Raw genomic sequence first — 15,053 nt, forward strand, 5'->3', positions numbered from 1 at the left:
GCCTCCTGACTTATGCGAAGGATAGTTTATACCTATCGCCCAAAAGAAAAAACCCGCCCCGAAGAGGCGAGTTTTTGCAATGCTACACAACTGTGTGAGTCGCTTACCCCTGACGGGCTTTGAAACGCGGCTGTGTTTTGTTGATCACGTAAACGCGGCCCTTGCGGCGCACGATACGGCAATCACGGTGCCGGTTCTTCAGCGAGCGAAGTGAGTTCTTAACCTTCATCAGGCTATCTCCTTAATCGCGGCGCAGGCCTTGCGCCATTGGGTTTGCGGGTGTTTCAGCCGGGGCCGAAACGGTGAATTCTGGTGGGCGATACAAGGTTCGAACTTGTGACCCCTTCGATGTCAACGAAGTGCTCTACCGCTGAGCTAATCGCCCGAACTGACTTAGGTGTGACCTCTCCAATAAAAGAGAGGCGCGGAAACCCACGCCAGTGTTCCGTGTCTATAAGAGGAGTCGGTGATATGATCAAGGGCTTTTGGAAGCTATATTTCTGTGCTTATAATTGAGCAAGAAAACTGGAGCCGGAATGCCACGTATTGCCTATGATCTGATCCATCCGGAACGGCGCGACACCTCTGTTGTCTTCGCCTCGCCTCATAGTGGGCGCGATTACCCCTGGACGTTTCTGCGCAAGACGCTGCTTGACCAGCATAGTATACGCTCATCGGAAGATGCCTTTGTAGATCAACTGTTTAGCGCCGCGCCCAAGCTTGGCGCGCCCTTGCTGTTGGCCGGTGCTCCGCGCGCTTTTGTTGATCTCAACCGCGCCGCAGATGAGCTTGATCCTGCGCTGTTTGAAGGTGTCAGCAGCCGTGGCCATAACCCGCGTGTGGCCTCGGGGCTTGGCGTGGTGCCGCGGGTGGTGTCAAACGGGCGGGCGATATACCGTGGCAAGCTGCCGCTGAGCGAGGGGCAACGCCGGATTGAAACCTATTGGCGGCCCTATCATGCGATGCTGCGAAAGCTGCTTGATCAGTCGAGCGCGGCTTTTGGCGAGGCCATTTTGATTGACTGCCACTCGATGCCGCATGAGGCGATGGATATAGCCATGCGCTCTGGTATGCGCAGGCCCGAGATTGTGGTTGGCGACAGGCACGGTGCGGCGGCGTCAAACGAGGTTGTTGACCGCATTGAGGCGGCCTTTGCTGCCGAAGGGCTGCACGTAGTGCGCAATGTGCCGTTTGCGGGGGCCTATACCTGTCAGGCTTACGGACGGCCAAGTAAGGGCCAACACGCGATTCAGATCGAGATCGACCGCGCGCTCTATATGAACGAGCATATGATCAGGCCAAACGGGAACTTTGAAGCCTTTCAGCGGGTTTTGAAGCGGGTGACGGCGGAGATTTGCGAGATCGGGCGTAAGAGCGAGCAGTTGGCGGCGGAGTAAACCTGCCCGAACACCATATACATAAGGGGTTTAAGCCCAGCTTAAGGCTGCGTTTTGCGGCGTTAACTTTCGCAGTTGCGAACGGCTTGCAGGTGACTCGCGTGCATATAGCAGTGCATACCACAGTGCATAATGCGTGCTGACAATTCTGCCGAAAAGATTAACGGGGGTTAACTTAACGCAGCGCGCGGATCGCGGTTGCTCACAGCGGTATGCCGTAATGACCGGCCCGCCGGGCAAAGCTCTACCCCGGAGTTTCGCCACCTTTACGCAGCAAGTATGTGTCCATGATCCAACCGTGGGCCTCACGGGCGGCGGCGCGGGTTTGGGCTATTCTTTGCGCCACTTCAGGGAGGGGGCCTGCGTCGATGATCTGCTCTTGCATGCCGAGGTAGGCGCCCCACCAGATGTGCAGGTTGGGCTCGGTGAGATGTTGGAAGCTGGCCTCACCGTCGAGCATGACGATTACGGTCTCACTGCCTGCTGGCCAGCCTTCGTCGCGTAGGCGGCGGCCTGTGGTTATGAGGACGTTGCCGTTGACTGTGTTGAACGGGATAGCATGCGCGGCGGTGAGGGCCTGCAGTGAGGTGACACCGGGAATGACGCGCAGTTTTGGCCTCGGGGAGAGGTAACCTGCGATGCGCATGGTGCTGTCGTAGAGCGAGGGGTCGCCCCAGATGAGGAGGGCCACGGGGCCTGCTATATTTTGGCCTTCAAGAGCCGCTTGCCAACGCAGGGCTATCTCGCGATGCCAAGCGGCGACCCGCTCGATGTAGGGCAGGGAAGGGTCGCGCGTGGGGTATTCAAAGAAAATGATCTCGGCGTTGGTTTGCGCCTGCGAGATAAGCTTGAGGCGTATATCGGCCAAGTCATCTTTGCCCGTGCCTTTGCGCGGGACGAGAATGACGGACGCGTCACGCAGGGCTTGCAGGCCTTCATGTGTGAGATGCGTCAGGCTGCCTGTGCCGATGCCGATAAGCCAGAGATCATTGATCATGAAATGCTCGCATAAAAAAGGCCCGAACCCTCAAGTGAAGGCTCGGGCCAATACGTTTGTTAGCCTTAAGCCGCGTTGTAGAGGCGCGGTGTCACAAGGCTTGCCGGTGTCTTGCCGCGCAGTGATTTGGCTGCCGCGAGCACGATCAGGTCTGCTACTGGCTCGATGATGACCACGAGCATGTAAGCCGCGCCAAATGTTGAGACCAGCGAGAATGTTTCTGCCGAAACGCCTTGGCCGTAGAAGGCCCAAAAGGCAACCCAGGCAACAACGCCCGCTTGGAACGTGGCTGAAAGCTTGAGCACGTCTGCGTAGTCCAGATCAACAAAGGCTTTGCCCTCGGGGATGATGCGGCTCGCGAGAGCTTGCATCACAAAGAGCGGCACGAGAAGTGTCGTCACGTTGACGAAATACATCGGCATATCGGACGGGGCGAAGAACATGCCTTGCAACAGCAGGCCAAGGGCGAGGCCCATTGCCGCGGGGGCGGCACCGAGCACGAGTAGCAATGTGGTGCCAAGGATGAAGTGAACTTCCGAGATGCCAACTGCAAAATGCGGCAGAACCTCAAAGAAGATGAATGTTCCGATGGCGGCGATGAGCGTGCGCACGGCCAGCGAAACAATGTTGCGCTTGGCAAGGTCTGTGACGGCCAGCTTAACGGTGTAAGCGCCGGCGCCTGCGGCTGTTGCGTAGGCAAAGCCCATTTTTGCTGCGTCAACGACGCCTGGTTCGATATGCATGATCTGTCCCTCTTTCGTGTTCACTGCCCCGCCGACAGTGTTGGGTCCGCTTGACGCGGTGATTGCACGGCAGGTCTCCTGACTTACGGGTCGCAGCGCTTCCGGCCTTCCCAACCAAATGGTCAGTGGTCAATCCGTCGCGCTCGCCGCTTACAGTTGCGGGGGCAGTTCGGGGTTTGCACCCGATTCCCTTAAAACCACACATGTGGTGCCGTGCTTTTAGGAGTAGCCCATAGAGCGGATTCCACACAAGGACAAAAGCGACTTTTAAGCCTCTGCGAGCGGCCCATAGAGAATGAGTGCAGGCGTGTCGCCGATGCTTTGGCTCAACTGTTCTGCCAGCGCTTGCATGGTGGTGCGGGTGATCTGTTGGTTTTCGCGGCCGATATCCTCGGCGAGGATCGCCGGAGTGTCGGGCGAGAGGCCGTGTTTCGTGAGCGCGGCGAGCAGCTTGGGAAAAGTGCGTTTGCCCATGAAAATAACGGTTGTGGCTTGCGGATCAGCCAGCGCTGTTAGGTTCACGTCTTGGGGCAGCTCGCCTGTCACGTCGTGGCCTGTGACGAACTGCACACGGCGCGCGGTTTGACGGCGCGTGAGCGGGATGCCGGCGGCGGCGGCGGCAGCGAAGGCCGAGGGGATACCGGGAATGATTTCATAGTCGATACCCGCGTCTTTGAGCGCGACGAGCTCTTCCTCAAGGCGGCCAAAAAGACCGCCGTCGCCGGATTTGAGCCGCACAACGCGTTGACCGGTTTTGGCGTAATCTACCAGCAGGTTGCTGACGTGTTGCTGCTTGGGCGAGGGACGTCCAGCGCGTTTGCCAACGCCCACCAGATCGGCTTCTTCGCTCGCGTATTGCAGGATCGGCCCTGACGAAAGGTCGTCAAACAGCACCGCATCGGCACGCTTGAGGCGGTCAACGGCTTTGAGTGTGAGCAACTCAGGGTCGCCCGGGCCGGAGCCGACGAAGCTGACGAAACCGCTCATTCTGACGTTTCCTGCGTGATCAGGTGAAAGAACGTGCCGCTGACGTGGCCGCGCTTTGAGCCGGTCTCGGGCACTGGGTTTGCGTCGGCGTCAAACACTTGTGCGAGGGGGGCGTCGGGCTGCTCCAAGATGGTTGAGTAATGAAACTCGTGGCCGCGCAGGGCTTGGTTTGCATCAAGGCCAGCCATTGCTTCGTTGAGGACGGCGCGGCGGTAACCTAGGTGGAATTTGCGCTTCTCGTAGCTGGTCACGAGTCCCAATAGGCCAGCCATCTGGTGGCGGTTTCCGTCTTTGTCGATCAGCGCTTCGCCAAGCGCCATGTAGCCACCGCACTCGCCGTGCACGGGGCGGGTTTTAGCATGTTTGTGCAGGCCAGCCTTGAAGGTGCTTGCAGCGGCGAGGGTGCCTGCATGCAGCTCCGGATAGCCGCCGGGGAGCCAGATGACATCGGCGCTCGCATCAGGTGCTTCGTCAGCCAGCGGCGAGAAGGGAATGATCTCGGCGCCCGCCTCGCGCCAACCAGCGAGCAGGTGCGGATAGGTGAACGAGAACGCCGCGTCGCGCGCGAGGGCGATGCGCTGGGCTGGCGGTTTGGGCAGTTGGGCTGCGGCGGTTGGGAGCGCATGGCCAAGCGCCGCGTCTTTGATGGCTTCCAAGTCAACATGTTCGCGCAGGAAGTCGGCGTAGCCTGTGATCGCGGCTTCAAGATCGGGGTGCTCGACGGCTTGGATAAGGCCGAGGTGCCGCTCTGGCAGGGTCAGATCACCGCGCCTCGGGAGCACGCCGAGAACAGGGATGCCGACATGATCCATACCAACACGCGCGAGGCGTTCATGACGGGGCGAGGCGCAGCGGTTGAGGATCACACCAGCAAAGGGCAGTTCGGGGTTGTAGGCCTGAAAACCGAGCGCCGTGGCTGCGGCGGATTGCGCTTGCCCGCCAACATCGACGACCAGAACCACAGGCCAACCCATGCGTTGGGCGGTTTCGGCGCTGCTGCCAAAGCCGGTTTGGCCACGGGTTGCGACGCCGTCATAAAGCCCCATTGAGCCCTCGGCGATGCAGATGTCTGCACCCTGCGCTTGATGCGAGATTGCGGTGAGCAATTGCTCGTCCATCGCCCAGGTATCAAGGTTGAAGGAGGCGCGTTTGGCAGCAGCGAAGTGGAAGGCGGGGTCGATGTAATCTGGCCCCGACTTGAAGGGCTGCACGTTGAGGCCCTCGTCGGCCAGCGCGCGCAATAGCCCGAGCATGACGGTGGTTTTGCCTGTCCCTGATGAAGGCGCCGAGATCATCAATCCGCGCATTTCAGTCATCTCCTTCTTGCCAGCTGGCCCAAGGGCTTTCGGCTGTTTGAGGGCGGTAGCGCCTGTCGTAATCTGTTGAATAGAGGCAGCTCTCGGTGAAGCCTTCTCCGGCCAGCGCGGGGCCGACAAGGATCAGGGCGGTGCGGGCGATGTCCTCAGAGATCTGGCTTTCGATGTCAGCCAAAGTTCCACGAATGATGCGCTCGTCAGGCCAGCTGGCGCGGTAGACGACGGCAACGGGGCACTCAGCGCCGTAGCTTGGCGTGAGATCGCTCACAACTGTGGCGAGGTTGGTGATCGACAGGTGGATCGCCAGTGTCGCACCCGTCGCGGCGAAGTTCTTCAGGGTTTCGCCTTCGGGCATCGTTGAAGCACGGCCCGGTGTGCGGGTGAGCACGACCGATTGAGCAAGGCCCGGGAGTGTAAGCTCGGCGCCCAAAGAGGCAGCGGCGGCGGCGAAGGAGGGCACACCGGGGGTGACGCTGAACGGGATACCTTCGGCCTTGAGGCGGCGGAGCTGCTCGCCCATCGCCGACCAGACCGAGAGGTCGCCAGAGTGCAGGCGGGCGATGTCTTGGCCTGCGGCGTGGGCTTGCTTGATCTCGGTGATGATCGCGTCCAGATCCATCGACGCGGTGTTGATCACTTTGGCGTCGGCTGGGCAATGCGACAGGATCGCCTCGGGCACCAGCGATCCAGCGTAAAGGCAGACCGGGCAGGCGGCGATGATGTCGCGGCCGCGTAGCGTGAGCAAGTCAGGCGCGCCGGGGCCAGCGCCGATGAAGTGAACGGTCATGTTGCATCCTTTATTGTCGCGATGGCGCAGGTTGCCAGCCTATCATCAGAAATCACGCGGGCTGACAAGAGCCTTGCTTGCGGGCCAGCGGCGGCTAAGGCGGAGGCCTCAGAAACGCTGCCGGTTTGATGCGCGGCTTGCGAGGCTTGCGATTGGCTTGTTGTGGTTTGCATTTCAAGTGCTTCGGGGGCGACAGCGACGATGGGCAGATCAAGCTCGGCGGCGAGGGCCTGGAAGGCGGGCGCTTCGGCTTTGTCGGCGGCTGTGGCAATGCTTTGCGCGGTGTGTCCGGCCTTTGCATAGGCATCACGCAGGCTATCAAGCGTGGCTGACTGGCGAAATCCAAAGCCTGCAACAATCATAGCGTATGGCTCCACTGCACGATCGGGAAGCTGGCTTTCCAGCCGCGTTTGCTGCCCAAGGGCTGCACTTGTGATAGCTCGGCTTTGAGGAGGTCGCCGCCGTGCTTGGCCTGTGCGGTGAGCAAGAGTGCTTCGGTTTCAAGTGTGACAGCATTGGCCACGAGGCGGGTGCCCTTGGGCAGGTTGCTAAGAAGCCATTCGAGCATCGTGGCCGACAACCCGCCGCCGACAAAGACGACATCGGGTTTTGCCAGGTCGGCAAGCACATCGGGGGCGCTGCCGTGGATAACCTTGAGACGGTCAACGCCGAGGCGCGCGGCGTTCTCTGCGATGCGTGCGGCGCGGCTTTCTTGCGGCTCGATTGTGGTTGCGGTGAGGGACGAATGCGAGAGCAGCCACTCAATGCTGATCGAGCCGGATCCGCCGCCGATGTCCCATAGGTGCTCACCGAACTGTGGGGCGAGGGCGGAGAGCGTGAGCGCACGCACGGGGCGTTTTGTCATTTGGCCGTCGCTGTCAAACCACGTATCCGGGCGGCCCGAAGCGCGGGGGAGAGATGCACCATCGCCCGTGATGGTGATGGCGGCGCAGACGGGGTGTTGGAAGGTTTGCACGGCGAGTGTGTTGGCCTGGTGCGTGCTTACGGTTTCGCGCGGGCCGCCGAGGGCCTCTAGCACGGTGAGCTCGGATGCGCCGAAGCCTTGCTCGGTGAGGTAGGCGGCGAGTGCGTGCACCGCGTTACCATCACGCAGAAGGACGAGGGCTTTTGCGCCGTTGGCGAGCATGGGGCGCAGACGCGAGAGGGGTGCTGCGTGCAGGCCGTAGCAGGGCGTATGCTCATGCGGCCAGCCCATGTGGGATGCGGCCAGCGAGAAGGTAGACGGGCCGGGGAAGGCGCACCATTCGTGCGGCTCAAGGTGCTTGGCAAGCGTGGTGCCAGCGCCGAACCAGAAAGGGTCACCTGACGCCAGCACGACGACTTGTTTGCCGCGCATTTCGAGCAACATTTTGATACCGTCAGCAAAGGGCACGGGCCAAGCGATTTGCTCGGCTTTTGTCTCGCCGATCAGCGCTAGGTGACGGGGCGGGCCGAAGATGATATCGGCCTTGGTGAGGGCTGCGGTGCTTGCTTTTGACAGACTATCGAGGCCGCTTTCGGAGAGACCAATAACAGTGACCCACAGGTTTTTTGACGGAGATTTAGACATGACAACCAACCTGCTGATCTTGGGCGGCACGACTGAGGCCAAGGCGCTTTGTAAAGCTGTGCGCGACGCCGGAGTGCGCGGGGTTTTGTCGCTGGCGGGGCGCGTGAAGCGGCCTGCGGAACAGGGCTTGCCGATGCGGATTGGTGGCTTTGGTGGTGTTGCCGGTTTGGCTGACCACCTGCGCGCTGAGGGCGTTACGCATGTTGTTGACGCCACACACCCGTTTGCAGCCCAGATGAGCCGAAATGCCGTGCAAGCCTGCGCCGAGGTTGGCGTGTCGTTGCTGGCTTTGACGCGGCAGCCGTGGGTGGCGGAGGCGGGTGATGACTGGCGGCATGTGCCCGACATTGACGGTGCTGTTGAGGCCCTGCAAGGCGACGCCAAGCGCGTGATGCTGGCCGTCGGGCGCATGCATTTGCAGGCTTTCGCGGCAAATCCGCAGCACTTTTACTTGCTGCGTTTGGTGGATGCACCGGAGGGTGATCTGCCGTTTGAAGACTGTGAGGTCGTCGTGGCGCGTGGGCCATTTGACGTTGACAGCGACATTGCCTTGATGCGCGAACATCGCATTGAGCTTGTGGTTGCCAAGAATGCTGGCGGCAGCGGATCGCGTGCGAAGATTGACGCGGCGCGCGCGCTGGGCCTGCCTCTGATTATGATCAACAGACCTGCTTTGCCCGAACGGGCCGAGGCGCATGATGTGGCCGAGGTGATGCGCTGGCTTGGTCATTAGAGCACTGATCTCGGCGTATAGATGATGTTGCCCGCCGCGCGTTTGATGATGCGTGTGGTTGAAGACCCGACGATCACCATGGTGCGCATATCGGCCATTTCGGGCGTGGCTTGCGAGAGCGGCACGACGTTGATCACCTGCTCTGGTGTTGTCACGGCGCGGGCAAAAATCACGGGGCGATCATCGCCGCAGGCTTCGTTGAGAACCTCCAATGCGCGGACGAAGCCTTCAGGGCGGGCCTTGGAGCGCGGGTTGTAAAACGCCATCGCAAAGTCGGCCTCGGCGGCGAGGCGCAGGCGCTTTTCGATCAAGCTCCAAGGCTTGAGATTGTCAGAGAGGTTGATGGTGCAGAAATCATGGCCGAGTGGCGCGCCAGCTTGCGCGGCGGCGGCGAGGCTGGCGGTGATGCCGGGGAGCACTTGGATGTCGATATCAAGCCAAGCAGCAGGCCCAGCCTCAAGCGCTTCAAACACTGCCGATGCCATCGCAAACACACCCGGATCGCCGGAGGAGACGACGACGACATGCTTGCCCTCAGCGGCCATTTGAAGCGCGTGCTGCGAGCGGTCGATCTCGACGCGGTTGTCGCTGGCGTGCAGTGTCAGGCCCTCGCGGGGGGCCACGCGGGCGACGTAGGGGATGTAGCCGACAACATCGGTTGCCAGTGCCAAAGCGGCGCGCACTTCGGGCGTTACCAGCGCTTCGTTGCCCGGCCCGAGGCCTGCGATGACGAGGGAGCCGCTCATGGCCGCCGCCCGTTTCCGTGCACCACGACGATCGAAAAATAGGGCACTGGCTCGCTGCCTGTATCGCTCAACAAGCGCATCTTTTGGTTGGGCATGCTGGCATATTCAACGATCCATGCAGCCTCAAACTTGCCCGCAGCTTTGAGGGCGCGGCGGAGTTTGTCGATGTTCTTGCCGATCTTCATCACGATGATCGCATCGGCGGCTTGCATGGCCTCCGTCAGGGCATCTTCCGGTAGCGTTGCCATGAGCACTGACATGATGTCGTCACCCCAAGTGATCGGTTGTCCTGTGGTCGTGTAGGCGGCGGACATGCCCGTTATGGCCGGGATAACTTCGACTTGGGTATTGCCTTGCAAACGGGTGTAGAGATGCATGAAGCTGCCGTAAAAGAACGGGTCGCCTTCGCAGAGCACGATCACATCTTCGCCGGTTTCTGCAAGGGCCCGCAAGTGCGCGGTGCAGCTTTCGTAGAACTCTGAAAGCACCTCGTTATAGCGCGGATCAGATAGCGGGATCTCGGTTGTCACCGGATATTCCATCGCGAACTCGGTGACGTTCGCGGCGAGCATGCCTTCAACGATCTGGCGTGACTGGCCCTTGCGGCCTGCTTTGCGGAAGTAGGCGATATGCGCCGCGCCGCGCACGAGGCGGTCAGCTTTCACGCTCATCAGCTCGGGGTTGCCCGGGCCGAGGCCGACACCGAATATAGTGCCGCCCTTCATTCTGCGCGGCTCGCAATGGCGTTGACGGCGGCAACCGTGATCGCGCTGCCGCCGAGGCGGCCTTGGACAATGCAGCTTGGCACCGGTTGGTCTGCCCAGAGCGCATCTTTGCTTTCAACCGCGCCGACGAAGCCAACAGGGCAGCCGATGATGGCGGCAGGGCGTGGGCAACTCGGGTCTTCCAGCATGTTGAGGAGGTGAAACAGCGCTGTCGGGGCGTTGCCTATGGCGACGATTGCACCTTCTAGGTGTGGCCTCCAAAGCTCGAGCGCCGCGGCCGAGCGGGTGTTGCCCATCTCGGCGGCAAGCTCGTAGATGCCCTCTGCATGCAGGGTGCAGATCACCTCGTTGTTTGCGGGCAGGCGCGTGCGGGTGACGCCTTCGCTGACCATGCGTGCATCACAAAGGATCGGCGCTCCGGCTTCCAATGCGGCACGCGCGGTATCGGCGAAACCCTCCGAAAAGCGGATGTGCTTTTCAAGCCCGACCATGCCAGCCGCGTGGATCATCCGCACGGCGACTTGTTCCTCACTTGGCGCAAAGTTGGCCAAGTCGGCTTCGGCGCGGATCATGGCGAAGGATTGCTTGTAGATCGCAGCGCCATTGGTTTCGTAGGTGTAGGTCATTGGGCTATCCGTCTAAAAAGTTGTCGCTTGGTCGCATTGGTGATGGGTTTCTCAGCACGTCACTCGCGCACTGGCCGCGCGATACAGGGGCATCCCATGCGCACCCGTCTCTTACAAGATCAAAATAGCCGTCATGGCCTATGTAAGTAAGAGCGCAGGGCTTTGAGAAAGCGCAGCCTTTGGAGCAGCCTGAAACGTGCACTTGGACTCGATTTCTCTTTGCAAGAACGCTTGCAATCGGGCGCGTCGTTACGGTTGCCGAGGGGCAGTAAGGCGCGCCGGGGCAAGCGTGAGCACTGAGCACGGGGTCGTGTGCTTCGGTTATGAAGGGCGAATTTGTGGGCATATCTGCACCCTCAAGCACGAACATGCGCCACGGCGTTGTGCGCAGGGCTGTTGCTTGGCTGGTGGTGATCAGGGCTGCGAGATCGGCGGCGTTGAGGCTTCCGAAAGCGGCACCGAGAAGTGCGCCTGTTGCGGTTAGCGAGGGCTGAGGCTGCTCGGAGGGCGGGCGCGGGGCCGTGACGCCTTGCTGCGTGATTTGCGCCATGCGGCGTTGCTCGAGTGTGCGCGTGTTAGCGAACCACCGGGCAAGCTTGATGGCGTCGTTGATTGCGGTCGCTTCGGTGGTTTCATGGCCGAGGTCTGTTCCGTCAGCACGTAGGATCAAACCCAGCTCGCTGCGCTCAATTCGGATGTCGGCAGAGGCATCTGCCAGCAACGGCGCCTCGCCTGTGTCGATTGCAAAGCCGAACTTTGCGGGCAGTTCGGGCAGCTTATGCAGCGCATCGGTGAGGGCTGTGGCGAGGCGTTCGGTGATGTCGCCCGCTTCATAGAACGGCGTGACAAGGATGTTGCGGCGGCCCTCAAGCGCGGGGTCGGCATCGAGCAGGTCGAGTTGATTGAGGGCTTCCAAGAGTGCTTCGTGGTCGGCTTCCTTGATCCCGCGAATTTGTAGGTTGGCTCGGTTGGTGAGGTCGATGTGGCCACTGCCATATTGCTGAGCGAGGTCACACATGCCGAGGGCTTGCTTGGCTGTGAGGCGGGCAAGGCGCGGACGGATGCGCAGGATGAGACCATCGCCTGACATCATCGGTTTGTAAGCACCGGGGCACCAGCCTTTGATTGTGGGCTGCGTGCTCATGATGCGACCTCAAGGGAGGCGAGAACGGAGTTGCGGCGGCTCTCCCACAAACCAGCGTCAAGCAAGGCGCGGAAGCGGGCGCGCATGGCTTGCAGCGCTTCGGGGTTGTTCTCTTGCAGGAAGGCTTCGACTTCGGCGTTGTTCAGCGTTGCCTCATGATAGAGATCAAACAAATGCGGTGCGACGACACCTGCAAGCTGTGCAAAGGCGGCCATGTGCTCAAGTGTTGCGGCAATTTCGGCGGCTCCGCGAAATCCGTGCGCTTGCATGCCTTTGAGCCAGGCAGGGTTAGCGGCGCGGGCGTATGTGACGCGCGATATCTCTTCGGAGAGGGCGCGGGCGCGGGGGGCGTCGGGGTTGCTTGCGTCAAGGTGATAGAGGTTTGCTTTGCCTCCCGTGACGGCCTGTGCGGCGGCAAATCCGGCTTCGTGGGCGGCGTAGTCAACCGCGAGCAGCAGGTCTGTTTCGGGCAGGTCTTGCAGGTGAACAAAGCTGTCGGCGGCGGCGACGCGGTTGCGGATGCCTGCTTCGTCTTGCGTGCTTTCCAGCCCGTCAAACGCCCATGCGCTGGCATTGAGCCAAGCTTCTCCGGCGGCTTGGCGGCCTGCGTCGGTGTAGTCTTCAACGCTGTCGCCCATGCCGAGGCCGAAGCTGCCGGGGGCGGGGCCGTAGACGCGGGCGAGGTTGCTGCGGCCTGCGTAGGGGTTCCAGTCGGGGGCTTCGTCGCGTTCGGCCAAGGCGCGGATGGCTTGTCCGAACAGGGCCGAGAGGGTTGGGAACACGTCGCGGAACAGGCCGGAAACGCGTAGGGTGACGTCGATGCGGGGACGGTCGAGTTCGGCGATTGGCAGCACTTCGATGCCACTGACGCGCTCTGATGATGGCTCCCAGATAGGCCGCACACCCAGCAGGTGCAGCGCCATGGCGAACTCTTCTCCGGCGGTGCGCATGGTGGCGGAGCCCCAGAGATCAACGATCAGGTTTTTTGGCCAGTCGCCCTCGTCTTGCAAGTGACGGCGCATGAGCTCTTCACCGAGGGCCACCCCTTGCGCATAGGCTGCGCGGGTGGGCACCGAGCGCGGATCGGTGGTGAACATATTGCGGCCTGTTGGCAGCACGTCGGCGCGGCCACGGTAAGGAGAACCAGAGGGGCCAGCCTCGATGCGTTTGCCGTTGAGGGCGGCGATGAGCGCGGCTTGCTCGGATGCGGCGGAGGGGGCGGTTTCAAAGCTGGTTTGTGCTGGTGGGACGCGGCCCCAGATGTGCAGGCCCTCGCCGAACTGGCCTTCCTTCACATCGCAAACAAAGCTGTCGATGCGGGTGATCGCCTCGGCCGTTGAGGAGGCGCGGTCAAGGCCGAGATCATCTTCGACACCAAGCGCCTGTGCTTCTTCGCGGATGTCGTCTTGCAGGCGGTTGCGGCGTTTGGGGGCGAGGCCATCGGCGTTTGAAAACTCATCCAGCAGCGCCTCCAAGCGGGCGAGGCGCTCGTGTGATCCGCTCTCGCGCAGGGGCGGCGGGATGTGTCCGAGCGTCACCGCGCCAATGCGGCGTTTGGCTTGTGCCGCTTCGCCGGGGTCGTTGACGATGAAGGGGTAGATGAGCGGCAGGGAGCCGACGAGCGCCTCGGGCCAGCAGTCTTGCGAGAGGGCGACAGACTTGCCGGGGAGCCACTCAAGCGTGCCGTGCGCACCGATGTGCACGAGGGCATCTGTGTTGGCCTGAAGCCAGAGGTAGAAGGCAACATAGGCGTGGCGAGGCGTGCGCGAGAGGTCGTGGTATTCGTCTTCGCGGGCCTTGGGCGTGCCGCGCTCGGGCTGCAGGGCGACAGTTATGTTGCCGCGTTGGGTGAGGGCGAATTGGAAAGCGCCGTTGGTGACGTCGGCATCGGTTTCCGGCGCGCCCCATGCAGTTGCGAGATCATCTTGGAGCTGTTGCGGGAGGGTTTTGAGAGCATTTACATAGTCGGCAAGCTGGTAGGAAAAGCTGCGTGCTAAGAGGGTGTCGGTGAGCGGCTCGCCACTGTCTGAAACGCTGTAGCCGTCGCTTGCGAGGTCTTGCAACATGGCCTCGGCTGAGGCGGGGGCGTCGAGGCCGATGGCGTGGCCCATGTTCCAGTCTTTGCCAGGATAGGTTGAAAGGATGAGGGCGACGCGGCGCTGGGCTTGGGGCTTGGCAGCGAGATTGATCCAGCCTTCAACGCGGTCGGAGAGTGCCTCGATGCGCTCCAAGTCGGGCGTGTGAATTTGGCGGGAAAACTCAAGCGCTTCGTCGCGCTGGCTTGGCTCTTTGAAGGAAGCAACGCCGCCGGTGAGCCGCCCGTCGACCTCGGGTAAAACCACGTGCATGGCGAGGTCGGCGGGTGACAATCCGCGCTCGGCTTCCTGCCATGCTTGGCGGGTTGATGTGGCCAGCACGGTTTGGAAAACGGGGACATTGGCCGCGTCGAGCGGAGAGGTTCCGGCGCTGCCTTTGCCGCTGAAGGCAGTGGCGTTGATCACTGCGGATGGGGCGAAGCTGCTGATTTGCGAAGCGAGCCACGCGGCGGAGTCTGGTGCTTTGAGCGAGGGGGCAAAGAAGCCGAGAACTTCGTAGCCGCGCTCGGCAAAGCTGTTGAACAGAGCTTCCAACGGGGCCATGTCGGCGGCGACGAGGTAGGAGCGATAGAACACAATCGCGATGCGCGGTTTAGTGCTGGTGAGCTGTGCATCGGTGAGGGAAGTGACGCCTGTTTCGGGTGTCCATGCTCCGGCTTCGGGAACCACTTTAGAGCCCATGACAGGGCCGGCATAGAGCCCCGCGGCGAGGGAGAGTTGCGCGAGGGCGGCTTGCGCGGCGATGGCACCGCCGTTGTCACAGAGGTGTGCGAGGCGGTGCAGAGTAGAGACAGGCAATGTGCTATAGGCGTCAAGGCGCGTGTCGGGCCGCCCGTCAGCAGGCAGCACGGCGACGGCTATGCCCCTGTCGCGGGCGAGTTCTTTGAGTTGCTGGAGGCCGTAATGCCAGTAGGGCACGCCGCCGATGAGCCGGATAAGCACGCCTTTTGCGCCAGCAAGGGTTTGCTCGATGTAGGTGTCGACAGAGAGCGGGTGTTTGAGGGCCGAGAGATTGGCCAGACGCAGGCTAGGGAGTGCGCCTTTTGAGCGATGCCAGCCTTCCGCGAATGCCCCGAGGTCACTGTCGGAAAACGAGAGCACCACCAGATCGGCAGGGGACTGCGCGAGGTCTGTTGGTGTCTCGGTTTCTTCTAGCCCGTGGCTTTCGCGGAAGACGACATGCATC

The 15,053-nt window shown here is 61.6% G+C and carries 15 protein-coding genes, 1 tRNA gene and 1 riboswitch; of the genes, 2 read left to right on the top strand and 14 right to left on the bottom strand.

Going from position 1 to position 15,053, the window contains the following annotated elements; genetic code table 11:
* Nucleotides 1-103: 103 nt before the first annotated feature.
* Both ykgO and KO498_RS07420 read right to left on the bottom strand, forming a co-directional pair.
* Nucleotides 104-229: a type B 50S ribosomal protein L36 gene (ykgO, locus tag KO498_RS07415; RefSeq protein ID WP_008205324.1), complete on the bottom strand. Its 126-nt coding sequence runs from the start codon at nt 227-229 to the stop codon at nt 104-106.
* Nucleotides 230-310: 81 nt separating this feature from the next.
* Nucleotides 311-385: transfer RNA gene (locus KO498_RS07420), tRNA-Val, on the bottom strand.
* A 151-nt stretch (nt 386-536) separates the two neighbouring features.
* On the opposite strand from KO498_RS07420, the gene KO498_RS07425 reads away from it, so the two are divergent.
* Complete coding sequence (locus KO498_RS07425) at nt 537-1,397, top strand: N-formylglutamate amidohydrolase (RefSeq protein WP_215959235.1); 861 nt, start codon at nt 537-539, stop codon at nt 1,395-1,397.
* Nucleotides 1,398-1,641: 244 nt separating this feature from the next.
* Here the strand turns inward: KO498_RS07425 and cobF are convergent, their stop codons facing one another.
* The 7 genes from cobF to cbiE all read right to left on the bottom strand — a co-directional run bounded on the left by cobF (nt 1,642) and on the right by cbiE (nt 7,797).
* A complete protein-coding gene (cobF, locus tag KO498_RS07430) occupies nt 1,642-2,394 on the bottom strand; it encodes a precorrin-6A synthase (deacetylating) (protein WP_215959236.1) in 753 nt (250 codons plus the stop codon).
* Between the two features lie 65 nt (nt 2,395-2,459).
* Nucleotides 2,460-3,137: an energy-coupling factor ABC transporter permease gene (locus KO498_RS07435; RefSeq protein ID WP_215959237.1), complete on the bottom strand. Its 678-nt coding sequence runs from the start codon at nt 3,135-3,137 to the stop codon at nt 2,460-2,462.
* Nucleotides 3,138-3,188: 51 nt separating this feature from the next.
* Nucleotides 3,189-3,368, bottom strand: a riboswitch (cobalamin riboswitch).
* A 36-nt stretch (nt 3,369-3,404) separates the two neighbouring features.
* Nucleotides 3,405-4,124 (bottom strand): uroporphyrinogen-III C-methyltransferase, encoded by a 720-nt coding sequence (cobA, locus tag KO498_RS07440; RefSeq protein WP_215959238.1) that lies wholly within the window; start codon nt 4,122-4,124, stop codon nt 3,405-3,407.
* Nucleotides 4,121-5,440 carry a cobyrinate a,c-diamide synthase gene (locus KO498_RS07445; protein WP_215959239.1) on the bottom strand — a complete coding sequence of 440 codons (1,320 nt, stop codon included), beginning with the start codon at nt 5,438-5,440 and terminating at the stop codon, nt 4,121-4,123. Before KO498_RS07445 ends, cobA begins: the two co-directional genes overlap by 4 nt.
* Complete coding sequence (gene cobM / locus KO498_RS07450; protein ID WP_215959240.1) at nt 5,433-6,227, bottom strand: precorrin-4 C(11)-methyltransferase; 795 nt, start codon at nt 6,225-6,227, stop codon at nt 5,433-5,435. Before cobM ends, KO498_RS07445 begins: the two co-directional genes overlap by 8 nt.
* On the bottom strand, nt 6,224-6,589 hold the full coding sequence (locus KO498_RS07455) for a cobalamin biosynthesis protein (protein WP_215959241.1): 366 nt from the start codon (nt 6,587-6,589) through the stop codon (nt 6,224-6,226). The genes cobM and KO498_RS07455 overlap by 4 nt, the downstream gene beginning before the upstream one ends.
* The gene (cbiE, locus tag KO498_RS07460) at nt 6,586-7,797 is read right to left on the bottom strand and encodes a precorrin-6y C5,15-methyltransferase (decarboxylating) subunit CbiE (RefSeq protein WP_215959242.1); all 1,212 of its coding nucleotides are present in this window, start codon (nt 7,795-7,797) and stop codon (nt 6,586-6,588) included. Before cbiE ends, KO498_RS07455 begins: the two co-directional genes overlap by 4 nt.
* Between cbiE and KO498_RS07465 the strand changes: the two genes are divergently transcribed.
* Nucleotides 7,796-8,530, top strand: coding sequence for a cobalt-precorrin-6A reductase (locus KO498_RS07465; RefSeq protein ID WP_215959243.1), 735 nt, complete (start codon nt 7,796-7,798; stop codon nt 8,528-8,530). The genes cbiE and KO498_RS07465 overlap by 2 nt on opposite strands.
* Here KO498_RS07465 and cobJ read toward each other — a convergent pair.
* From cobJ to cobN, 5 genes are read right to left on the bottom strand one after another with little or no spacing between them, the layout of a single operon-like run.
* On the bottom strand, nt 8,527-9,276 hold the full coding sequence (gene cobJ / locus KO498_RS07470; protein WP_215959244.1) for a precorrin-3B C(17)-methyltransferase: 750 nt from the start codon (nt 9,274-9,276) through the stop codon (nt 8,527-8,529). The genes KO498_RS07465 and cobJ overlap by 4 nt on opposite strands.
* The gene (gene cobI / locus KO498_RS07475; RefSeq protein WP_215959245.1) at nt 9,273-10,001 is read right to left on the bottom strand and encodes a precorrin-2 C(20)-methyltransferase; all 729 of its coding nucleotides are present in this window, start codon (nt 9,999-10,001) and stop codon (nt 9,273-9,275) included. The genes cobJ and cobI overlap by 4 nt, the downstream gene beginning before the upstream one ends.
* Entirely contained in the window at nt 9,998-10,627 is a 630-nt protein-coding gene (locus KO498_RS07480; RefSeq protein ID WP_215959246.1) for a precorrin-8X methylmutase, read from the bottom strand. Before KO498_RS07480 ends, cobI begins: the two co-directional genes overlap by 4 nt.
* Before the next feature lie 4 nt (nt 10,628-10,631).
* Entirely contained in the window at nt 10,632-11,771 is a 1,140-nt protein-coding gene (locus KO498_RS07485; RefSeq protein WP_215959247.1) for a cobalamin biosynthesis protein CobG, read from the bottom strand.
* A complete protein-coding gene (gene cobN / locus KO498_RS07490) occupies nt 11,768-15,052 on the bottom strand; it encodes a cobaltochelatase subunit CobN (RefSeq protein ID WP_215959248.1) in 3,285 nt (1,094 codons plus the stop codon). Before cobN ends, KO498_RS07485 begins: the two co-directional genes overlap by 4 nt.
* Nucleotide 15,053 lies beyond the last annotated feature (1 nt).

It is taken from the genome of Lentibacter algarum, assembly GCF_018860975.1.
GTDB classification, from domain to species: Bacteria; Pseudomonadota; Alphaproteobacteria; order Rhodobacterales; family Rhodobacteraceae; genus Lentibacter; species Lentibacter algarum_A.